We start from the raw sequence: 22,509 nt of genomic DNA, 5'->3' as shown, positions 1-22,509 counted from the left end.
TTAACCTCTTTTATGGCTACCTATACATTCTCCAAAATGTATTTTCTCCTTATTCTTTATAGAATATTCCCAATTTTTAGATAAAACAACAATAGTAGAACCCATTTCAAAACAACCAATTTCATCTCCTTTCTTTAAAAGATAAGATTCTTTAAAAATAAAACTTTTATTTTCTTTTAAATTTACAATCTCTGGGATAATATGTATTTGAATCCTTCCAACATTTAAAGCGCCTATTGCAACTAAATAAAAAGGATTTTCAAAATCATCTATGCATTCTAAAACCACTCTTTTATTTTTATTAAAAAGATTATCATTTTTTTCTAAAGATTTTCTATGCACAGGTAACAACATTCCATTAATAAAATTCACACTTTTTACCTTTAAATTTATAGGTGCGTGGAATCTATGATAATCTTTAGGGGAGAGATAAAAATTTATGTAAAAAAATCCATCTTCTAAATTCTTTGTTACAAAATCACTAATAGCATAAGCTTTACCCTTAATTTGCATAGCTAAATCATTTTGACACTCTCCAAACTCCATAATAAGGCTATCACAAGGAGCAATCATAGTTGTAGTTGTTTTATCAAACTCTCTTTGCTTAACAAAAGAACGCGTAAAAAGAGCATTTAAAGTAGGATAACTCTCTAAAGTATCAAATTCTTCCATATTAATACCAAAAAATTTCACATAAGTGCGGTTAATAAAGACTTGTATCTTTCTAGGAAAGGCACAATGTGTAATTTTTTCAAAAAGATGAGAAATAAAATTTGTATAATGCAAATTATTCCTTTATCCAAATAGTTTCTTCATTCAAATGAGGACGATTGCTTAATATCTCAAAAGGTTTAAATCTCTCTTTATACCCCATAGAATGGTGATTCTTTATCCAATAGCCCGGATATAAATACTTAATATTATACTCTTTTGCAATTTTAATTTGCTTAAGAATAGAATAAGTTCCAATAGAGAATTTTTCAAAATTATGATCATAATAACAATAAACTGCAGAAATACTATTAGACAATATATCTACTAAAGCAACACCTACTAGTTGCTCTCCATAATAATAATCAAATTCATAGCCAAAACTTTGATAACCTTGAACAAAAGTTTCATAATAAGCTTCTAAGGTGATATTTTGATAATCCCAACCCTTTTTGTCTTGCATCCTTTTATGGTATTGATCATAAAGGATTAAATGGGTTTGGGTTACTCGTGGGCGACAAATTTTAAGTGTTAAAGGATTTTTCAAAATTCTTTTTTGTGATTTAGAAAATACAAAAGATTCACAATCTTGACGAATAGTAATACAAGCATTACATTCTTTGCAAATGGGAACAAAAAAATAATTCCCAAATCTTCTCCAACCCCTATCTAATAATTTATAATAAAAACTAGGGGTGCATCCTTGAATGTAAAAATAACGAAAAGTTGCTTCACAATCTGGCAAATAGCTGCATACTTTAGGAGCTTGCACTAATTCAAAAATTTCCATTATTGCAAACTAGCTATATCCCCTAAAGATGAGGCATTATTTGATACTTTTTGAAATTCTTTTTTGGCGGTTGTAACCTTTAAAAGATAATTTCTTGCTTCCTCGTATTTTAAAGAAGTTCTAAGCTTTCTATAAACTTCTGCAGAAGTCATTCCATTAATAATTTCTACTGCCTTTGTCCTATTACTATGAAAGACTGATAAAACATTTCCACTACCTGTATTATAAGCAGCAATAACAGCGTATTCCTGTGAGAGAGAGTTTTTAATCCCCTTTAAATAACGCGTAAAGAGAATATTTAAATAAGTTGAACCATATTGAATATTAGTTTTTGGGGTGAAAAGCATCTCCTTTGTTGGAACTCCATCTCTACTATTTAAAGTTTTATAAACATCTCTCCCCGCACTTGTTGGGACAACTTGCATTAATCCATAAGCAGGTATGCGGCTAACCGCATAGGGATTAAAACTGCTCTCTGTTTTAATAATGGCAAATATCAAAGCTTGATCAAGCTTATATTCTCTAGAATAAAGTGCTACATATTCCCCATATTTATGTTCGCTTTGAATCTCTCTATCTCCTACCATATCAAACTGGACATAATGCACCTTTTTTGTTATACCACCTTCTACAATATCTTTTGTTTGTAATTTATTTTCTACTAAATATTTTGCATAACGATTAGCCCTCCAAGGATAAAGAACAACCATCCCTTCATTATCTTTTACTAAATCTGCCAAGTAAGGCTTCCCTCTATATTCAATATCTTTATCAGAATACAAATCAACCTCTTGAGGATCTTCTGGTGTTAATAAAGTCGTTACAATAGCTTTTTTCAAGGCTTCTTTAGGATTCTTTGTATCTAAAGTTGAAACAGATATTACACCTTTTGAAAAATCTACCTCTGCACGTGAGAGATAAGAGTTTGTATATTTTACATAAATATCTTGAGAAGCAGTTGGTGCATTATCTTTGCCCCATTGTTTTGCAACTTGCTGTGTAAATTGCGTAAGAATTTTTTTGAAGTTAATAGGAATGTTTTGAATATACTCTTCAAGTTTTTGCGGATTTAATAGATGTTCAGCAACTTGCTTCATAAGTGCTTCTTTGGGAACTTCTTTAGGAATTATTTGGGGAATTTCTTTAGGGATTTCTTTAGGGATTATTTGGGGAATTTCTTTAGGGATTTCTTTAGGAATCGCTTGAGGATTATAAACTAAATCTCTATAACCCATTAAACAACCCGCTAATAAAACACCCGCTCCAAAACAAAAGGTTATGATTTTCAAAGAACCAACATTCCTTTTTTTATCTCTTGGGTTTTTTCTAATCCTACTAACTTTTCTGCCAATATAAAAGCAAATTCTAAAGCCGTAGCAGGTCCTCTTGAAGTAATAATATTTGCATCTTCAACAACATTAGGTATAGTTTGATAATAATTATTTGTAATCATTCCCTCAATGCCAGGATAACAAGTAAATCGTTTGTTTTCTAAAATCCCCATTTTAAATAATGCTAAAGGTGCAGCACAAATAGCACCAATAATTTTGCCTTTATTATGCAGAATCTGCAAAATATGTTTTAAGGATTCTGAATTTGCTAGATTTTGAGTGCCTTCCCAACCTCCAGGAAAAACTACCGCATCTAAACAATCCGCCTGTATTTCAAAAATACTTTTATCCACTATAAACTTAACTTTTCCTTGAGAGGAGACCTCTAAAGATGTCTTTAAACTAGCAAGAATAACCTCGCAACCAACTCTTCTTAAAACATCAATAATAGAAATTGCTTCTAGCTCTTCAAATCCATCCGCCAATGGAACCAAAACTCTTACTATCATTTTATTCCTTATTTTACCTTATCTAAATACTCGCCACTCTCTGTATTAATGCGGATAATATCTCCCTCCAAGATATGATAAGGCACTTGCACAACCGCCCCAGTTTCTAATGTAGCCGGTTTCTTGCCTGCACTTGTAGTATCCCCCTTAAAGTTAGGAGGAGTTTCAGTAACTTTTAATTCTACACTTTGTGGAACATTGACACTAATGGCTTTACCATTGTGGAATAAAACACTAATACTCATTCCATCAATGATCCATTTAGCACTATCCCCAACTTGCACCTCATTTAACCCAATTTGTTCATAAGTCTCATTATCCATAAATTGAAAAGAATCGCCATCGTGGTATAAAAACTGCATAGAATGTTCTTGCAAATTAGGCTCTTCGCATTTATCCCCTGCGTGAAAAGTTTTCTCTAACACTCTGCCATCTAAAAAAGATTTCATCTTAACGCGAACAAATGCCGCCCCTTTTCCAGGCTTTACATGCTGATATTCTACAATTTTATAAGGGATACCCTCTAATTCAATCTTTAAACCCTTTTTTAAATCTCCCATTGAATATGCCATTATATTCCCTTCTTTTTAAATCTTATTAGAACTTCCTAAAACATCCATTCTTTCGCTTATCACCTTTATCATAAATTCCTTTGCAGGAGTAAAAAACTTTCTTAAATCAAATTGCGTTTTATCTTCATTAGCTACCCTACGCACTTCAGATATAAAGGCTATTCGCAAGTCTGTATCGGTATTAATTTTGTTAATTCCACCCTTAATAGCTTCTTTTAAAAAATCAAAAGGAACACCCTTGCTACCCTTTAAATCTCCACCATTTTGCAAAAATGCTTCCCTTACATTTTGTGGAATCGCACTTGCTCCGTGTAACACCAAAGGTATCTTTGTTCGCCTCTTTACCTCTATAAGACGTTCAAAATCAAGAATAGGTTCTCCTTTAAACTTAAAAGCACCATGACTTGTCCCAATAGCAGGTGCTAAAAAATCTACTTTACTTTCTTTAACAAATTCCTCTGCTTCTTGAGGATTCACCAAACACGCCTCTTTTTCATCAACAGAAATATTATCCTCAATCCCCATTAATCTACCAAGCTCTGCTTCAACGCTAACTCCCGCAATATGCGCAACTTCAACAACCTTTTTAGTTTCTCTTAAATTTTCCTCAAAAGGATGATGACTAGCATCAATCATTACAGAAGTAAAACCTGATCGTATTGCCTTAATACAAGATTCAAAGCTTGTCCCGTGGTCCAAATGCAAAGCAACAGGAATATGAGGATACCTCCTAGATAGTATCTCTACCATTCCTGCTGCCATATCAATACCCATATATTTAATAGCACCCTCACTTGCTTGAACGATAATAGGGGAATTTTTAAGATTTGCCGCTTCAAAAATCGCACTTAGCATTTCATAATTTACAAAATTAAATGCACCTACGCCATAATTTTCTTTATTTGCCTTATCTAAAACAACACTCCCGCTAACTAACATAAAAATCCTTATTGAGAAATTTCGATTTTTGCTTTTTTACGCAATTCGTCACCCTCTTTTTTAATTGTATCTTGAAACTTGCTAATTTTAAGATTATTTTCAATCTGCCCCTCGACCTCTTTTAGAGATAATGTAGCGGATGGTTTTTTATCATCTACATAAATTATATGATAACCAAATTGACTCTTTACAGGAGCTTGCGTATAGCTTCCTTTTTGGAGCTTAAAAGCTGCTTCTGAAAATTCTGGAATAAATTGGTTTTTATCGAACCAGCCTAAATCTCCACCATTTTGTGCAGAACCATCTTTTGATTTAATCTTAGCCAACTCTTCAAATTTACTTAAAACATTCGTTCCCGATTTTTTTAAATCCGCAATAATTCTCTTAGCATCCTCTTCAGAACTCACCAAAATATGCCTTGCTTTAATAAGATCAGGTTGAATAAATCCCGCTTTATTTTCATCATAAAAGCTTTTAATTTCCGCACTAGAAACTTTGATTTTATCCAACTTTTGACGCATCCAAACTTCAAGCATTAAGTCATCTTGTGCATTAGCTATAGCTTCTTTGTATTCCTTAGTATTTTGTATCTTATCTTTTTTGCTTTGTTCAATTAAAAGCTTTCTTTCAATGGCTTGATTAATGACTTGCTCTTTTCCTTCTTGCGGTAATTGATCAAAAGATACTCCGGGCATTGCACGCATTAAAAGCGCAATATCTTTGTCTGTAACTTCTTCTCCATTTACCTTTGCAAAAGTTTTTGCGATACCTATCCCTTGTAACAACGCCAATGTAACCAATGAGCTTAAAACTACTCTTTTCATTACTTACCTTTTTTACTTTGATATTGATAATATATGAAATTTTACCTTGAAATATTTAAGAGAGTATTAATATTGACAATTAGCGTAGCAATTCTTAGCAAAGACAATCATTACAAAATACCAAAACTCTTTATATTTTACATCCAACAAATATTCAATAACCAAGTTTATTCTTTAGGCTTATATTGAAAAATTGGTAATCCCAAATGATAGCGGATGGCAAGCAATCGAGCAACAAAACCAACCAATAGAGAAAAAATAGTTATAAAATTTTCACTTAAACCAAAATAATAACTATTAATAAAATTTAGCACTACATATAAACTACCTGTCAATAAAGCAATACTAGCATAAAGCTCTTTTTGGAATACAAGCGGAATCCTTGCACAAAAAATATCACGCAAAATACCCCCAAAAACCCCCGTAATAACTGCACCAGCTACTGCCATAGCACCGCTAGAGTGTAAATCCATACCAACTCTTGCTCCAATAACGCTAAATACGGCTAAACCTAAGGCATCGAGCACTAAAAAAGCCTTTTCAAATCGCTCTACAAAATAAGGAATTTTTGTAGTGATTAATGCTGCAAAACAAATAATTACAAGATATTCAGGATGAGCCACCCAAGTAAGAGGATAATGCCCAAATAGAACATCACGAATAGAGCCACCACCGATAGCTGTTACACAAGCAATAAATATCACTCCAAACCAATCCATATTATGCCTTCCAGCAGCTAATGCACCAGTCATTCCCTCTGCGGTAATCCCGATAATATACAAAGTTATTAAAAGCATATTAACCCTTAAACCCTCTAAATAAATAACCCAAATCTATCCCATTAATTTCTTTATCATTATATTGATATTCTAGGTTTTTTGCACCCTCTTGTAAATCTTTACTAGAGATTCCATGCCCTATGGAAATTTTTGCTTCTAAAAACGCACTTAAATGGTCGCAATATTTCAAAAATTCCCCAAAAACAGGCGAATAAAAATCTTTATTAAAATCCCTTAAAATCTCCTCACCTTTAGGCAAGAATATTATTTTTCCATCTTTTTTATAACGATTACTAAATTCTTCTTTAGTGAAATAAATAATATCCTCTTGAATAGGTTTTGGAACTTTTGTAAGGATTTTTTCTTTCACCTCCTCTTCTTCAATTTGCTTAATAAAAGTATCTAATCCCTTTATACTTCGCTTAATAGGAGAGATAATATCCCTTGTTAAAATCTCTGGCAAATCGTGAAATAATCCACACAAAAAATGATTAATTTGCATCTGTTTGCAACATTTTAAATCATAGCCTAATAATAAAGCACAAAGGGCTACAACCAAAGTATGCCCCAAAACAGAGGTGGTTGGAACCCTAGGTGTTTGACTCCAACGTTTTTGGAATCTAAGCTGCCCAAACATACCTATAATTTCTCGTATTTCTTGATAAAGCACAATTTCAACAATCCCTGCTAAATGATAATGCTCCTCTACTTGCCTATCAATGATATTTTTAATATTTTGAACATCAAACATTTTAGGATTAAAATGATAAATAATATCAAACTCCCATTTAGAAGCATAATAATGAGATGCTTTTAGAATCTGTTTTTCTATATTATTAACCTCTCCATAAAGATAACTACGCATATTTTCAAAAAAAGGAAAACCTTTTAAATCCTCCTCAAGCTCTAAACATACAAAATCTACAAGCTCTTTATTATGATTTTTAACAAGCTTATGAAAAACAGGGGGTTTAATATCCGTAAGGATAATCCGCTCAAAAAACTCATAGCAAAATTGTAAAATCAAAAGCTCCCAATCAATTGTTTGTTTGTTTTTTATGGTTTCAAAATGTGCTAAGAAATACGCGATAACAAATTTATGTGCTTGTTTATCAAGCTCTAAAAACTCTACAGGTGTAGCCTGATCATTCCACCTACGAATGCTTGCTGCAACAAAGATTTTATACAATAAAGAAAAAGATAATCTAGGTTTTTTCAAAGATTCCCTTTTAAAGATATTTTTAAGCTAATTATACAACTTTATTATTATTTTATGGATGAAAGATTATAATTTTAGGCTTTGAGATTATAGAAGGTGAATTAATGCCAAATCATTTATTGGATACAAGAGACTTCAGCAAACAAGAAGTAGAAAATATTTTAGAGCTAGCCGAGCAGTTTTTAGATGGAAAGCCAAGAAATAGCTTAAAAGGGCATATCATCGTTACAATTTTTTTTGAAAACTCTACACGCACACTCTCTAGCTTTGAATTTGCAGCTAAGAAACTTGGGGGAAATGTTGTTCGATTAGAAGTCTCAAGAAGTTCCACTAACAAAGGTGAAACACTCTTTGATACAGCGGCTAATCTTAATGCAATGAATCCTAGTGCTATTGTTGTCCGCCATAAAAATGCTGGAGTACCAAATATCCTCTCTAAATATGTCTCCTGCTCCATCATAAATGGGGGAGATGGGGCACACGCACACCCTACACAAGCACTTCTAGATTTACTTACACTCAAAAAACATTTAGGGAATTTACAAAATAAAAAAATAGCCATTGTAGGAGATATAAGAAATTCTCGCGTAGCCAATAGTAACATTGAACTTCTAAGTCGCTTTGGAATGGAGATTATTTTAGTAGGACCTCCGCATTTTATACCGCAAACTTCACTAAAGCATAGCCTTTTTTTAAAAGAAATCATCAATGAAGTCGATGCTGTAATGAGCTTAAGAACACAAACAGAAAGGCATAATTCTCCTATTTATTCAAGTCTTAAAGATTATGCCAGTGATTATTGTATTACCAAAGAACTTTTTGGGGAGAGGGATATTATCTTACTCCATCCAGGACCTGTAATTCGCAATATTGATATTAGTGATGAAATGCTTGAAGACAAACGTTGTAAAGTGTTAGAACAAGTTACCAATGGGGTTGCTATTAGAATGGCAGTTTTAGAAACACTTCTTATCAGAAAAACACCCCAAACTCCTAAAAACTTTCCCTATTTTTAGTATGGAACTTCTAGGACTCTTTTTACTAGGCTTTATGGTAGCATTAACTCCAGGACCTGATATTTTATTCGTCCTTAGAAACACACTAAATTTTGGTGGCAAACAAGGATTCTTAGCATTTTTAGGAATTTTTAGCGGTTGGATTATTTTTTTAAGCCTTATTTATTTTGGACTTTCACAAGTTTTTAATGGTATTTTTATTCAAATCTCCCTTAACCTCATAGGAGGAATCTATCTCTTTTATATCTCCTATACACTTTTTAAAAAGCCCAAAAACCATATTAACTTCCACCAAAAACTTGAAAAAAGTCTTTTTATTTATTTTAAAGGTTTATTAATTAACCTCTCTAACCCTAAAGCAATTTTATTTTTTACTATTGTCATCTCACCCTTTATAAATACAAACTTTGAAATAAGTTTAATAATTTTGCTTTGTGGATTATCTTTATCTTTTTTATTGGTTATCTTTTTAGGCACTTTTAGTAGAAGCTTTATTAGCAATACTTTCTTTGATAGGATTGACAAAATTTGTGGAATCCTTTTTTTAGCCTTTGGTATTTTGCTACTCTTTCAAACTTATAAACTCTTTTTAATGCTCCAAAGCCTCTAAAAAAGATCGCACACTCTCTAAAGAGGCTGAAATTTCAAGCAAAACACCCTCTGATTGAAAATTTCTTTTTAGAATTTCAATTTCCATTTTTTTTATCCAATATTCTGCTTGGGATAAATCACTAAAAGGAATAAAAATTTCTTTTTTTGTCTTTGGCGTATAAGGGATTAGAGCATCAAGGTTTTGTGCTTTTAAAATCACTTCTTTTGCACTTTGTGTATAAGCCCGCACCAGCCCACCGCTACCAAGCAATACCCCACCAAAATAACGCACAATCACTAACCCGCATTCAATAAGCTCATAGCCTCTTAACACCTTTAAAGTAGGCATTCCTGAAGTCCCTTTTGGTTCTCCATCATCGCTAAAAGATTCTACAATCTGTCCTTGTTCGTTAAACCCTCTACTAGCATTAACAAAATGCGCAGCTTTAGGGTGTTTTACACGCATCTTAGCAATAAAATCAATAAAAACCTCTTTAGGGGTTAAAAAAGCAAGGAATTTAGAATTTTTAATTTCATAAGATTCTTCAATAATCCCTGAAGGACTTAACATATTTTATTCACTTCGATTATTAATTAATATTCCTTGAGAAAACTTAATAATTCTTAAAGGGATATCCTCTAAAGATACTACTTCAGTAATTGCACCCCTGCTAATAGCCTGTTTTGGCATACCAAAAACTACACAACTTGCTTCATCTTGTGCGATAGTATAAGCTCCATTTTTATGAAGCTCTTTTATGCCAATACTCCCATCATCACCCATTCCAGTTAAAATAATTCCTAAGGCATTTTTTCCAGCAACATTATTTAAACTACGAAACATAATATCAACGCTTGGTTTATGGCGACTAATTCTCTCTCCTTCTAAGGGTTCAGCACTATATTCATTACCACTACGTTTTAACAACAAATGCGTTCCTCCTGCCGCAAGATAAGCACAAGAAGATTTAAGAAGCATTTTTTTATTAACCTCATATACTTTCATAACAGAGATTTCATCAAGACGTTCTGCAAAAGAAGTAGAAAATCCAGCAGGTATATGCTGTGTGATAACAATAGGAGGAAGATTAAGAGGCAAATTTTGCAAAATTTTTACAATCGCATCGATTCCACCTGTACTTGCACCAATACCTATGATTTTTTTACCTTCTCCATCATAAGGGGAAGATGCCAACAACAAATCTGGATGATGTTTATCGTAATTTCCCAAAATTTAATCCATCACTTTTACAAAAATATTCTGTCCAAGTTTTTCAACTTTATTTTGTATGCCTAAAGGACTTTCTGAATGACCCAAATAAAGTGTTCCACCAATTTTTAAATAAGAAAAAATCTTTTTTAATACTTTCTCTTGATCTTCAATTTTAAAATAAATAATTTGATTACGGCAAAAAATAATATCAAATTCATTAACCCCAAAAGGATAAGTGGATAATTGTAAGTTAAGCTGTTTAAAAGTAATAAAATTTTTTAAAGAAGGCTTTACTTTGATAAATACATTTCTCTCACTCTTAGGAGTAATATCAAAAGAATTCTCTAAATCTAACCATTCAGGTAATGGAGTAATACAAGTATCTACGACATATTCACCAATTTTAGCAGTCTCTAAGACAGAAGTATCAATATCTGTGGCTAAAATACTACAAGGAGTATTAGAGCGGTAAATATCTCTACCATAAGATAAAGTTGCCGCTATAGAATAAGGCTCCTCTCCTGTAGAGCTTGCAGAACACCATATTTTTAAAGGTTCTGATTCTTTTAAGCGATGTGGTAATATCCTATCTAACATATCTACAAAATGAAAATCTTCCCGAAAAAAATCCGTCTTATTATTAGTAAAGGTATTGATAAACTCTTGCTTAAACTTTCCAGTTTTTAATTGCGAAAAAAAATCATCAAAATTTTGAATATTACAACTTTTGATTAATTTATTTAGACGATTCTTAATGGCTAAATCTTTATCGTTGGATAAATGTATCCCCGCTAATTCATAAATTAATTCCTTAGCTTTATTTATCTCTGCATCACGAACAACTACGCTCATTCTGTCTCCTTATATAATCTCTTTTCCATATTTGTGGGGTTATAGAATCTACTCTCTGCCCTATTTCTTGATATTTTTTATAATAGTCTTCGACAAATAATAAAACTTCTATTTTTATAGGCTTAAAAATACCTTTTTCATCTTTTTTCATATACCTAATTAAAAACTCTTTAGCATCACTTTTTTGTAAATAAATAGCAACTAATTCATTATAAGCCTTTAAATATAAATCCATAAGAATTTTCACCTTTTCATAATCAACACTCAAAGCAATATTCTCAAAGTCTCCACAATAAGATAAGATTCCACTACTAAATAAAATATCTAAATGAATAAGTCCTTCACAATAATAAGGCAATACTTCATTTTCTCTCTGCCAAGTAATAAGGGAGACTGCACGGGATATAGTATTAAAAACCAATTCTTTTAGCAAGGTTAAATCGCCCTTTAAAAAATAATAGACTAAACCACCCATTGTTGCTTTAAATTCTTCAATATTTTTAAATTCTCCACTCTTATTCATCTGCAATTCACTATCAAAGCTCACCCATAAAATGTGCCCAAACTCATGCCCAATGGTAGAAATTTCATAAACCCTATACCAATCTTCTTTTCTAAAATACAATAATTCCCGATTAAAATCTAGAAAATCTTGCGAAAAGGTTTTAGAGCTTAAAAGCATAAAAGGCTTTGCACAAGATAGCTCCCTAACCCTATCGGGAAAATAAAAAATTTTCTTACCATATTTTGCACTTACATTTTCATCATTAGGAACAACTTGTGCGCTAAAAAGCCCATTTAACTCTGCCCCATAAAACAACAAAGGCATTCCACCATAACTTTGAGTTTTCTTTAAAGACTCTTCTACGCACACATCTATTTCAGATTTAAAAGCAGTCTTTGGCATTTGTGAGCTTAATTCTTGATAGAATCTCAAAAAAGATTCTTTGCTAATGCCACAATTAGGGACACCTGTTAATAAATCCTGACCCTCATAAATTCTAGCAATTCTTAAATCCCACTCTGGTGCAACAGCTCTTCTAAAATGATCCTCATAATACTCTAAGGGATGTCCAATTTGTAAAGGTGAAGTAATCTGCATCCAACACCTATCCACTTCACGCCAAGATTCTAAGAGTTCTTTAGTATCCTTTTGCAATAAGGCTTGTTGCAAAGCTTTAAGGTATCTTAAATAAGATCCCTTTTGTTCTAATTTGGGACAAACCTCTTTGGTATTTTCTAAAAGCGGCAAAGACTCTTGAAAAATGGTTTTAAAAGTTAAAAATTCCTTTTCAAAAAAATCTGCATAAGCCACTGCTTCATAAGTATCTTTTAAAACAGGAATAGAATAGCTTCTATCACTAATCTCCCCATCTTTAGTAACCTCTAAACTTGTCTGTAAAACCTTTAAAATAGTAGGCAAATCATTATAATACCTATCTTTTAAACTCTTGTTAATCCCTAAAATCAATTCTTTTTGCCAACTTCTAAAAAATCCATTAAAACATAAACCAATTCTATGCACAACTTCTATAAGTTCCCTTAAAAAAGGAGTTAAAAGCTGTTGGGATTGGATAAAATTAAGCAATTTTTCGTGTTTTTGTGTATAGAATTTTTCACTTAACAAAAACATTCTCTCTTTTACCTCCAATATTTTTTCCTCAGAGTAATCAAATTTTTTTAAAATATTTTCTAAAGAAGCCTCTTTTAAGCTTAAAACTCTATCAAGAAGTGCTAAAAGCATTTCCTCGTTTTGTGGTAATGAAGCAAAAATTTCTACTAAAAAGCTAGGAATGTTTTGAAGACTCACATTTTCATACAAAGCATTCATAGCTTTATTTTCATTTTCTAAGAAGTGATAAATTTTGATAATATCCGCAAATACCCTCTTTTCCACCTTATTCCTTCTTAAAAGCCTTAATGCTCTCATAAGCAGCATTAATTTCTTGAAGTTTTGCCGTGGATGTTTCAATAATAGATTTATCCAATCCTTTATGGTGCAAAATATCAGGATGATATTCTCTTACTAATTTTTTATAAGCCTTTTTTATCTCCTCCAAACTATCCTCTTTATTAACACCTAAAACCTTACAAGCTTCGTCTATATTAGAGGATTTTTTATGCTCTGCATAAAAGGCGATAAATGCTTCATATAAAGTATTAAAATCTGCATTTTCAATCTCCAAATAAGCCGCAACATCTAAAATAATTTCTCGCTCTTTTTCACCCAAAATTCCATCGGCATAAGCAAGGGCTAATAAATATTCAACTAATTTAAGACGAGCCTTATATTGTCCTTTAGTCAGTGTTGCATATTTTTGCGTTAATTCCTCCACTGCCTCTTGAGTATTAGCAAAAATTGCTTGAAGTGTTTGCAAAATTTCTTCTTTTTGATTCATAGCACTTTGCAAGGCAATCTGTTCAGCCATATCCTCTAAGGTATTAGCAATCATCTCCTCTTCTAGCTCACAAACTTTGCCATCACTTTTTGCAAGTTTTGACATAAGCCCTATCATTAAGCCATATTCGCTATTTCTAATTTTATATTCTTTACTAGATGTAGTATAAATATCTTGATAATTTTTAAAATCTTCAATTTCATTTTCTGGATATATCTTTGGACGTTTATGAGGATTAGAGAGATAATCTTTGAAATTCATAATTGCAAGAGCAATAATAACTATAGTAATAAGCAAAAGAATTTCCATAGAGTGATTCCTTAATAATTAATGTGTAAAAAAATTCTTTATTTTTCCCACAATGCCTTGAGGTTGTAAAAAACCTAATTCTTGAAGCTTGTTTTGAATTTCCTTGAGCTGTTCTTCATTAACATTGACCTCAACAATTTGTTGAGGAATATCCACCTCTAAATCTGGATATTTTTGTGCTAAGGCGTTTTTAATTTTATCAACACAACCTTGACATTTGATATTTACGCATTGGATTTTCATAAAATATTCCTAATTTTTCCTATAAAGAAGTGGTGGGTCCTATAGGACTTGAACCTATGACCAATCGGTTATGAGCCGAGTGCTCTAACCAGCTGAGCTAAGGACCCTGATTTAAAAAAGAGCTGTGATTATACACAAATTTATACTTAAAAGCAAGAATATTTTCTAAAATAGCAAATAAAACCATAAAGGTAATAAAACTAGTTCCGCCATAACTAAAAAAGGGTAAAGGTATCCCAACTACGGGGGCTAACCCAATTGTCATTGCGATATTAACACTAAAATAAATAAAAATTAATAATCCCACACAATAAGAAACGACTTTTAAAAAATAATCTTTTTTATCTTCTCTACTAAGGCTAAAAATATGAAAAATAAGCATTCCATAAAGAATAAAAAGCCCAATAACCCCGATAAAACCAAATCTTTCTGCAAAATAAGGAAAAATAAAATCACTAGTTGCAATTGGCAAAAATTGATACATAGCTTGTGTTGCCTCTTGCTTATCTTTACCTAAGATCCCTCCAGAACCTATAGCGATAATAGATTGTTGAACTTGATAATCGGGATCTTTAGAAATAAAATCTATAATACGTTTTTTTTGATAATCGTGCAAATTCGCATATAAAATCGGTGATAAAAAACCAATCGCTACTAAAAGAATAAGCCAAATTTTATAATTAACCCCAATAAGAAACAAAACACCATAACTCATTAACAGCAGCACTAAAGAAGTTCCCAAATCGGGTTGTTTTAAGACAAAAACAAAAGGTAATAAAATAAAAAAAGAAAATTTTAAAAATTGAAAAATACCATAACCATTTTTTTTAGGAGGATTTTTATTAATAAGATAAGCTAACATTAAAATAAGTGCTATCTTCATTGTTTCAGAGGGTTGGAAGGTAAAATGTACAAAAGGAATTTCAAGCCATCTTTGAGCACCAAGCCTTGTGCTACCAAAAAATTCCACAATTAGCAACAAAAGAATATTTAACCAATAAAAAGAAATAATTAGCCATGGCACTTGTTGCATAGGGATAAGGAATACTACAATAAACACCAAAAACCCAATAAACATATAAACTAATACTTTATCCCCTAAAAAACTATTATTCTCATTAATAAGATGCCAAGATAATAAAATAATGGGAATTGTAAGCAAAAGCAATGCAAAATCAAAATATGCTAGAATCTTTTTATTGAAGCTAAACAAAATCAATACCTTAATTATTATGTTTGGTTTAAGAGGCTAGGATTCTAACACAACTTTTTAGAATAAAGAATAAAAACTTATGAAAAGATCATCTATTACTTTTAGGGCTTTTGATAATGAAACAAAGCGATTAGATAAATTTCTATCCTCTACGCTTAATCTGCCCCGTAACCAAGTAGAAAAACTTATCCAAAATCAACAAATTCGCCTTAATAATGCACCCCTAGATAAAAAAGGAATTCTCATAAAAAATGGAGATATTATCAGCATTAAAGAACAAATAACTCCACAAAAAACTTTTGAAAAAGATTTTTCTATCCCTATTTTATATGAAGATGAAGATGTGCTAGTTATCAACAAACCCATTAATCTCTTAACCCATAGGATTAATGAATACGACAAAGAACCAACACTTGTAGATTATCTTGTTGCCAAAAATTTTGCATTATCAAATCTTGGAGATTCCTATCGCTTAGGAATTGTGCATAGATTAGACAAAGGCACAAGCGGTGCTATGATAATCGCTAAAAACAACATAGCCCACCAGAACCTAAGCCTTCAAATCAAATCTAAGACAATGGGTAGATATTATCTATGCGTAATTGATAAGCCCCTTAAAGAGCACAAAATTATAGAATTCCCTCTCATACGTAGCCCAAAAAACCGCTTAAAATACATTACTGCAACTCTAAACAATCCTTTAGCTAAAAGTGCCAAAAGTGCTTTTTTTAAAATTATCACCAACCACAAAACAGAACTCATAGGGGCAAAACTCTTTAGCGGAAGAACCCATCAAATAAGGGCACATTTAGCAGGAATTAATCGTCATATTTTAGGCGATAATTTCTATGGATATAAAGAAAATTACCAAAAAAGGATTCTTTTACATTCTCATATCATTCATTTTATTCACCCTAAAACACAAAAATTCATAAAAGTTTATGCCCCACTTTATGAAGATATGAAAGATTATTTAGAAGAATCTTATTATCAACAGCCCTTAAATGAAGACTTTCAAATACCTCTTGATGAGATGTATTGCCATATTTTTGGTAAATAATATTTTTAGAAAATCTATGCTATGATTTAGCACTAAACAAAATGCGTATTAAGCGTATTAATATTTTAAAAGTGCTATCAATATAGTAAATCTTTAAGGAATCTCTATGAAGCGACCTAATACCTATATTTTAAAGTTATTTTGTTATGCTTTTTTGCTATTAATATCCTATAGTTGCAGTAGCACCTTAAACAACCCCTTATCAAGCCTAAACCCCAATACCCCCCAAACTATTAATAATAATCTAACACCCCCTAATGATATTAATACCTTAACAGATATTAACACAATTGCTTTTGAATGGCAAATTGTGCCTGATTCTAATACAATAGGCTATCAAATCTACCGCAAGAAAGCTAATGAACAAAATTTCCAAAAAATAGCCACTTTAGATTCAAGATTCATAACCCATTATGCGGATACAAAATTAACACCGAATACGGATTATCTTTACCAATTTGCTTCCTTTGATACAAGTAAAAATATCTCACCCTACTCACCAATTATTGAAGCAAAAACACAAACTCTAGCACCCCTAAGCTACATAAAAGCCATTAGCAATTATCCACGCATTATCAAAATACTTTGGAATCCTCACCCAGATCTAAGAGTAACTGGCTACCTCATAGAAAAGAAAAATAAAAATGGTGATTGGAAAGAACTTACAAAAATCCCTAATCGTCTTTTAGTGGAATATCTTGATAAAAATTTAGAGGATAATACAACTAATGAATATAGAATCTATGCCTATAATGCCAATCAATCCTTATCAGAACCCTCTGAAGTAGCAATAGCCACTACTAAGCCAAAGCCCATTTCTGTTAGCAATTTGCAAGCTACCAACAATCTCCCTAGAAAAATTACCCTGCAATGGGATAAACACCCAAATCCAGAAGTTACCCACTATACACTTTTACGCTCTTCCCTATTAGGTTTTTCTAAATTACAAACTTTAGATTCTTCGGCAACAAATTATACAGATATAATAGATAAAGATGGGCAAAGTTACGAATATAAGATTCTTGCTATTGATAAAGATGGAATTCCAAGCCTTGAAAGTCCTCCTGTAACAGGTAGCACTCTACAAATTCCAGCAACACCCCTTATTACTTATGCACAAATTGAAAATAATGCTGTGATTTTACGTTGGACTCCTCAAGATGATAGAGCCACTGAATACATTGTTTATAAGAAATCAAGCTTCTTTAGTGAAATCTTGCGTTACAACAAAGTCTTAACACCAGAATTTATAGATAGAGAAATAACACCCGGACAAAAATACGATTATAGCGTTAGTGCTCTTGATAGTAATGGTTTAGAATCTAAACAAACCAAAGAAGTAACACTTTCTTTTTAATCCTATGCCACATTTCAAATCTCACACCCTGACACTCCCTGCTCTCCCCTTTGAGACCACTACACAAGAAGGTAAATTTTGTTTTTTAGAGCATTACATTTCTGCTTATTTTAAAAACCGCTCTCTACTTCACACAAGATATATTCCACACAATCTACCCCCTAAAGACTTCTTTCTATCCATTAAATCCCCCAAAAAAGACCAATATCTCATAAAATGTGATAAATCATCTAAAATCGCCCCCATAGAGATCGCAAAAACTGCACTTTTATTCTTAGCTAACCAACAAAATTCCCTTATATCTCACAACCTAACACCAAAGAACATTACCCCAAACTTTAAACTCCCTTTTATTAAAGAAATTGCAGATATTAAAGAAATGTTAGAAGATTCTACACAAGCTCTCTGGCTAGAAATTGGCTTTGGTAGTGGGAGACATTTATTACATAATGCAAAGAATAATCCAGATATTTTACACATAGGCTTAGAGATTCATCATCCCTCTTTAGAACAAGTTGCTAGACAAATTGGGCTTTGCAAACTCAAAAACTTGCTTATTTTTAATTATGATGCAAGAATCTTTTTAGAATTATTACCTACTAACTCTTTAGAGAGGATATTTATTCATTTTCCAATCCCTTGGGATAAAAATCCTCATCGTAGAATCTTTAGCCCATCTTTCTTGACACAAACCCATAGGATTTTAAAAGAAAGAGGAACTTTAGAATTACGCACAGACAGCAAAGAATACTTTGAATATAGTCAAACTTTAGCTAAAGATTCACCACTTTTCACCGCTAAAGAGGCTATTAACCAACAAAACCCAATAACAAGTAAATATGAAGCGCGTTGGAAAAGACAGCAAAAAAATATTTATGATTTGGTATTAACCGCTAAAAAAACACAAAAAAACACAAAAAAACCTATGATTTTACTTTTCCTTCCGCAGATTCAATCAAACAAGCAATGCTTACACAATTTGCTCCCCATAAATTTCTAAAAAAAGACTTTTTTTTAAATCTTGAAGATTTATTAGTAGAATCAAATTCTACACAAAAACCTAAAAAAGTCTTAAAAATTTCTTTTGGGGCATTCAATTATCCGCAAAACCACTATATAATTATTGACAATAAAGTCCAATATTTCAAAGAAAAACCACTACCAACGGAGGCAAATTATCAATCCCACAGATTGCTTTGCACTCTATTATTTAAAGGATTAAACAATGGATGCAATTATTAAAGCAGAAAATATGAATTTAGGCTATAACAATGAAATGATTATTAAAAACGCAACTTTTAGCATATTTCCTCAAGAATTCGTTTTTATTAGCGGTCCTAGTGGAAGCGGTAAAAGCACTTTAATGCGTTCTATCTATGGCGATTTAAATCTAAAAAGCGGCTCTTTAGAAGTATGTGGAGTAGAGATGTTTAAAGCAAGTAAAAAAAATATAGAAACACTTCGCCGTCATTTAGGGATTATTTTTCAAGATTATAAACTCATTAAAGATTTCAATGTTGAAAAAAATGTAATGCTACCTATGATTATAGGAGGCTTTACTAAGGAATCTTGCCAATCCCAAACAGATAGACTTCTAGCGCATATTAAACTTTCTCATAAAGGCAGTAAATATCCCTTAGAGCTAAGCGGAGGAGAACAACAAAGGGTCGCAATGGCTAGAGCACTCTCCCATAATCCTCTCATCATTTTAGCCGATGAACCCACAGGAAACCTTGATGATTATTCTAGTGAAGTGATATGGAGTCTCCTAAAAGGAGTTAATGAACAATTAGGCATTACCATATTAGTTGTAACACATAGAATCCCAGAAGCTTTCAATCTCCATTATCGTCATCTACACATTGAAGAAGGAGTGATTTATGAACTCTCTTAAAAATCATCTAGCACTGATTATTCCCCTTATTGCCTTACTCTTTGCTTTAGAAAGTATTTTGCTTATGCATCGGATACTTAAAGACTATGAGAGTAAATTAGGTAATAATTATGCGATTATCCTTGCAGCTTCTAAAGAATTAACCCTAGAAGAAATTAAAAATAAAATTCCAGAGTCTAAATCCCTCAACACCATAGATTCAAAAATTATTTTAGAAAATTTAGAGAAAAATATCTCTCCCACTAACCTAACATTACTCAAAAACTCTCTCCCATTTTTTTATTCATTAAACCTTGATTCTTATCCAAGCTCTTCACGGCTAGAAGCCATTAACAAAGCCTTAAAGTCTCTTGATAACATTCTACGCATAGAAACTTTCACAAAAAGCCATAGCCAAATTTACCAACTACTTTTAATTATTAATGGAAGTATTCTTATCTTTTCAAGCCTTATTGCACTTATTAGCATCCTCTTAATGTTTAAACAAATAGAAATTTGGAAATTCCAGCATTTAGAAAGGATGGAGATTATGACTTTACTTGGAGCACCTCTATGGATGCGTTCTCAAATATTGTTCCGACTTGCTTGTTTAGATACCATTATCGCTGTTATTATCGTAGGCATTGGGTTATGGTATGTTACCCAAAACCCTACATTCCTAATCTTTATGCAAGAATTAAGTCTCAACCCAAAAATATTCTCCCCTATGGCAGATTGCATTATTCTCTTATTTGTAGGTTTAACCATCTCCTTAATCTCTGTTTGGATTGTTAGCCTACAAGCAAAGGATTAAAAATGTTTAAAATATTTCTTATTCTTTTTTGCATACTTTTCTTAAACGCCAATGAAAAAGATATTAGCCAAAAAATCACACAAAATAAAGCCGCTCTTGAAAGTAAAAAGAAAAAAGAAGCACAAATCAACCAAAAACTTCAAGAATTAGGCAATGAAGCCAATAAACAAAAAGAAGAGGCTAAAGCCTTGCAAAAAGTTATAGATGAAAGTGAGGCTAACATTGCTAAAAATGAGGAAGAATACCTCCAAAAACAAAAATCTATGGAGGCTCTCTCACAAATACAAAAAGACCTTTTCCAAAAACGCAAAAAAATAGAATTAGAAATTATTGATTTAATGACTAAAGAGGCTTCATTTTCTATCTTATTAAATAGCTACCAGCCAGAATCTATTCGGGATTTACTAACAGAGGAGAGCTTTAAAGTTTTAAACCAAAACACTAAACAACATATCATAAATCTAAGCGAAGAACAAAGCAAAATTGTAACCAACCTTCAAAATTTACAAGAAGAACTCAAAACACTCAAAGCATTTATACAATCAGAAAACAAAAAAAGGGAGACCCTAAAAAATCTCCATAAGAAGCAACAAACCTTACTCGCAAATTATCAAAAAGAAATTGAAAAATACAACCAAGAGCTAAAGAAAATCGTCCAAGAAAGGGATGGTCTCCAAGATATACTTGTTAATCTTAATATCCTAAAAAGCCAAGAGGAAGAAAAACGCAAAAAACTTCAAGAATTAGCCAAAAGCGAAAAACCACAACCTGAAAATCTCTCACCTACAAACACTAAACAACAATCCCAAAAAATACCCACTAATGACTTTGATGTGCGTCAAGTAGCAAGCTCTTATCATAATATCAACACCACCAAATACAAAGGCGCTAAGACAATAGCCCCGCTTGATGATTTCACGATAGAAAAACGTTTTGGTCCTTATTATGACCCCGTTTATAAAATGAAAGTCTTTAATGAATCCATAACCCTTGTCCCAAAAGGAGATGACAAAGTTAAAAGTGTGCTTGATGGAAAGGTTGTTTTTGCCAAAGATACACCGATTCTAAAACGCGTTGTAATTATCGAGCATAAAAATAATATACATACCATTTATGCCCAACTTGATAAAATAGCTCCGACTATCAAACCCGGAAGCACCGTAAAAAAGGGATACACCATAGGGAGAGTAGAAAATGTCTTGAAGTTTGAAGTAACCCTTAAAGATAAGCATATTGACCCACTAGAACTTATTACATCACAAAATATTTAAAGACTTAAACTACTCACTCCTAATCCCTTAATATAATGCATTATCTGCTACTCCTATTATCAAAAAATAGCATACAAATATCACTTATCACTATCCACACCTCTTAAAAAACTAAAATCCTTCAAAATTAAAAAATAATAAAGAATTTATTTTTTACTTCACTTTTTTTATAAATATCCGATATACTTCAAAGAAATTTATTTAAAAGGGGATAAAATGAACACAATTGAAAGTGGAACAAAAATTGCTGACAACCCAATAAATACCCATCAAGGGAATAAAACAAGAGATAGCAATACCTCCACTTCCTCATCTATGCAAACACAGCAAGTGCAGGAACAAAGTATTAAGGAAAGTCAAAAAAATCAAGATAAAGAGGAAAAAAGACAGCAGCTTATTGAGTTAGCACAACAACTCAATAAAGAATTAAATCCTCTTAATACAAGCATTTCTTTTGGCTTTAATGAAGATATTAATGGAATGTATGTCTCGGTTACTGAAAAAAGCACGAATCGCTTAATCCGAAAAATTCCAAGCGATGAGGCAATGGAACTTATGGCGAAAATGAAAGAAATCGTGGGCATAATTTTCAACAAAGAGGCATAATCTCAAAAACAAGGAGTT

General features: G+C 32.0%; 25 protein-coding genes and 1 tRNA gene. 9 read left to right on the top strand and 17 right to left on the bottom strand.

The window, feature by feature from the left end; genetic code table 11:
* The 9 genes from LS72_RS07160 to LS72_RS07120 form a co-directional block, all read right to left on the bottom strand.
* Entirely contained in the window at positions 1–786 is a 786-nt protein-coding gene (locus LS72_RS07160; protein ID WP_034554453.1) for a phosphatidylserine decarboxylase, read from the bottom strand.
* A 1-nt stretch (position 787) separates the two neighbouring features.
* The gene (locus LS72_RS07155) at positions 788–1,501 is read right to left on the bottom strand and encodes an arginyltransferase (protein WP_034554455.1); all 714 of its coding nucleotides are present in this window, start codon (positions 1,499–1,501) and stop codon (positions 788–790) included.
* On the bottom strand, positions 1,501–2,790 hold the full coding sequence (locus tag LS72_RS07150; RefSeq protein WP_238700758.1) for a murein transglycosylase domain-containing protein: 1,290 nt from the start codon (positions 2,788–2,790) through the stop codon (positions 1,501–1,503). Before LS72_RS07150 ends, LS72_RS07155 begins: the two co-directional genes overlap by 1 nt.
* Positions 2,787–3,341: a DJ-1 family glyoxalase III gene (locus tag LS72_RS07145; RefSeq protein WP_238700756.1), complete on the bottom strand. Its 555-nt coding sequence runs from the start codon at positions 3,339–3,341 to the stop codon at positions 2,787–2,789. Before LS72_RS07145 ends, LS72_RS07150 begins: the two co-directional genes overlap by 4 nt.
* Positions 3,342–3,349: 8 nt before the next feature.
* Positions 3,350–3,913, bottom strand: coding sequence for an elongation factor P (gene efp / locus LS72_RS07140; RefSeq protein WP_034554456.1), 564 nt, complete (start codon positions 3,911–3,913; stop codon positions 3,350–3,352).
* A 15-nt stretch (positions 3,914–3,928) separates the two neighbouring features.
* The gene (locus LS72_RS07135) at positions 3,929–4,852 is read right to left on the bottom strand and encodes a class II fructose-bisphosphate aldolase (protein ID WP_034554457.1); all 924 of its coding nucleotides are present in this window, start codon (positions 4,850–4,852) and stop codon (positions 3,929–3,931) included.
* A gap of 8 nt (positions 4,853–4,860) precedes the next feature.
* Entirely contained in the window at positions 4,861–5,676 is an 816-nt protein-coding gene (locus LS72_RS07130; RefSeq protein ID WP_138155226.1) for a peptidylprolyl isomerase, read from the bottom strand.
* Positions 5,677–5,843: 167 nt separating this feature from the next.
* Positions 5,844–6,473 carry a trimeric intracellular cation channel family protein gene (locus LS72_RS07125; protein ID WP_034555321.1) on the bottom strand — a complete coding sequence of 210 codons (630 nt, stop codon included), beginning with the start codon at positions 6,471–6,473 and terminating at the stop codon, positions 5,844–5,846.
* Between the two features lies 1 nt (position 6,474).
* Positions 6,475–7,674, bottom strand: coding sequence for an HD domain-containing protein (locus LS72_RS07120; RefSeq protein WP_084590217.1), 1,200 nt, complete (start codon positions 7,672–7,674; stop codon positions 6,475–6,477).
* A gap of 104 nt (positions 7,675–7,778) precedes the next feature.
* Here LS72_RS07120 and LS72_RS07115 point away from each other — a divergent pair, with 104 nt between their 5' ends.
* Positions 7,779–8,690, top strand: coding sequence for an aspartate carbamoyltransferase catalytic subunit (locus tag LS72_RS07115; RefSeq protein WP_138155225.1), 912 nt, complete (start codon positions 7,779–7,781; stop codon positions 8,688–8,690).
* A 1-nt stretch (position 8,691) separates the two neighbouring features.
* Positions 8,692–9,300: a LysE family translocator gene (locus LS72_RS07110; RefSeq protein WP_034555200.1), complete on the top strand. Its 609-nt coding sequence runs from the start codon at positions 8,692–8,694 to the stop codon at positions 9,298–9,300.
* On the opposite strand, the gene LS72_RS07105 is transcribed toward LS72_RS07110, so the two are convergent.
* The 8 genes from LS72_RS07105 to LS72_RS07070 all read right to left on the bottom strand — a co-directional run bounded on the left by LS72_RS07105 (position 9,280) and on the right by LS72_RS07070 (position 15,510).
* Positions 9,280–9,852, bottom strand: a complete 573-nt coding sequence (locus LS72_RS07105; protein WP_034555199.1) for a YigZ family protein — start codon at positions 9,850–9,852, stop codon at positions 9,280–9,282. The genes LS72_RS07110 and LS72_RS07105 overlap by 21 nt on opposite strands.
* A gap of 3 nt (positions 9,853–9,855) precedes the next feature.
* The gene (locus tag LS72_RS07100) at positions 9,856–10,512 is read right to left on the bottom strand and encodes a CheB methylesterase domain-containing protein (protein ID WP_238700754.1); all 657 of its coding nucleotides are present in this window, start codon (positions 10,510–10,512) and stop codon (positions 9,856–9,858) included.
* 3 nt (positions 10,513–10,515) lie between these two features.
* Positions 10,516–11,346: a CheR family methyltransferase gene (locus tag LS72_RS07095; protein ID WP_138155224.1), complete on the bottom strand. Its 831-nt coding sequence runs from the start codon at positions 11,344–11,346 to the stop codon at positions 10,516–10,518.
* Positions 11,327–13,243, bottom strand: a complete 1,917-nt coding sequence (gene ciaB / locus LS72_RS07090; protein ID WP_034553994.1) for an invasion protein CiaB — start codon at positions 13,241–13,243, stop codon at positions 11,327–11,329. Before ciaB ends, LS72_RS07095 begins: the two co-directional genes overlap by 20 nt.
* A gap of 1 nt (position 13,244) precedes the next feature.
* On the bottom strand, positions 13,245–14,054 hold the full coding sequence (locus LS72_RS07085; protein ID WP_034553995.1) for a TerB family tellurite resistance protein: 810 nt from the start codon (positions 14,052–14,054) through the stop codon (positions 13,245–13,247).
* Positions 14,055–14,072: 18 nt separating this feature from the next.
* The gene (locus LS72_RS07080) at positions 14,073–14,297 is read right to left on the bottom strand and encodes a heavy-metal-associated domain-containing protein (protein WP_034553997.1); all 225 of its coding nucleotides are present in this window, start codon (positions 14,295–14,297) and stop codon (positions 14,073–14,075) included.
* 30 nt (positions 14,298–14,327) lie between these two features.
* A tRNA-Ile gene (locus LS72_RS07075) sits at positions 14,328–14,404 on the bottom strand.
* Positions 14,395–15,510, bottom strand: a complete 1,116-nt coding sequence (locus tag LS72_RS07070) for an FtsW/RodA/SpoVE family cell cycle protein (RefSeq protein WP_084590151.1) — start codon at positions 15,508–15,510, stop codon at positions 14,395–14,397. The genes LS72_RS07075 and LS72_RS07070 overlap by 10 nt, the downstream gene beginning before the upstream one ends.
* A gap of 79 nt (positions 15,511–15,589) precedes the next feature.
* Between LS72_RS07070 and LS72_RS07065 the strand changes: the two genes are divergently transcribed.
* From LS72_RS07065 to LS72_RS07035, 7 genes are all read left to right on the top strand, one after another.
* The gene (locus LS72_RS07065; RefSeq protein WP_034553998.1) at positions 15,590–16,570 is read left to right on the top strand and encodes an RluA family pseudouridine synthase; all 981 of its coding nucleotides are present in this window, start codon (positions 15,590–15,592) and stop codon (positions 16,568–16,570) included.
* Between the two features lie 106 nt (positions 16,571–16,676).
* Positions 16,677–17,927, top strand: a complete 1,251-nt coding sequence (locus tag LS72_RS07060; protein ID WP_052087293.1) for a fibronectin type III domain-containing protein — start codon at positions 16,677–16,679, stop codon at positions 17,925–17,927.
* A 4-nt stretch (positions 17,928–17,931) separates the two neighbouring features.
* The gene (trmB, locus tag LS72_RS07055; protein WP_238700752.1) at positions 17,932–18,927 is read left to right on the top strand and encodes a tRNA (guanosine(46)-N7)-methyltransferase TrmB; all 996 of its coding nucleotides are present in this window, start codon (positions 17,932–17,934) and stop codon (positions 18,925–18,927) included.
* Between the two features lie 225 nt (positions 18,928–19,152).
* Positions 19,153–19,821, top strand: a complete 669-nt coding sequence (locus LS72_RS07050) for a cell division ATP-binding protein FtsE (RefSeq protein WP_034554001.1) — start codon at positions 19,153–19,155, stop codon at positions 19,819–19,821.
* Positions 19,808–20,614 (top strand): FtsX-like permease family protein, encoded by an 807-nt coding sequence (locus LS72_RS07045; RefSeq protein WP_034554002.1) that lies wholly within the window; start codon positions 19,808–19,810, stop codon positions 20,612–20,614. The genes LS72_RS07050 and LS72_RS07045 overlap by 14 nt, the downstream gene beginning before the upstream one ends.
* A gap of 2 nt (positions 20,615–20,616) precedes the next feature.
* On the top strand, positions 20,617–21,885 hold the full coding sequence (locus tag LS72_RS07040; protein WP_034554005.1) for a murein hydrolase activator EnvC family protein: 1,269 nt from the start codon (positions 20,617–20,619) through the stop codon (positions 21,883–21,885).
* A 216-nt stretch (positions 21,886–22,101) separates the two neighbouring features.
* The gene (locus tag LS72_RS07035) at positions 22,102–22,491 is read left to right on the top strand and encodes a FlaG family protein (RefSeq protein ID WP_034554007.1); all 390 of its coding nucleotides are present in this window, start codon (positions 22,102–22,104) and stop codon (positions 22,489–22,491) included.
* Positions 22,492–22,509: the final 18 nt, after the last annotated feature.

This window comes from Helicobacter apodemus, assembly GCF_000765745.2.
Classification (GTDB): Bacteria; Campylobacterota; Campylobacteria; order Campylobacterales; family Helicobacteraceae; genus Helicobacter_D; species Helicobacter_D apodemus.
The sequence above is the reverse complement of the archived record's forward strand: the minus strand, read 5'-3'. Positions and strand labels throughout refer to the sequence as shown.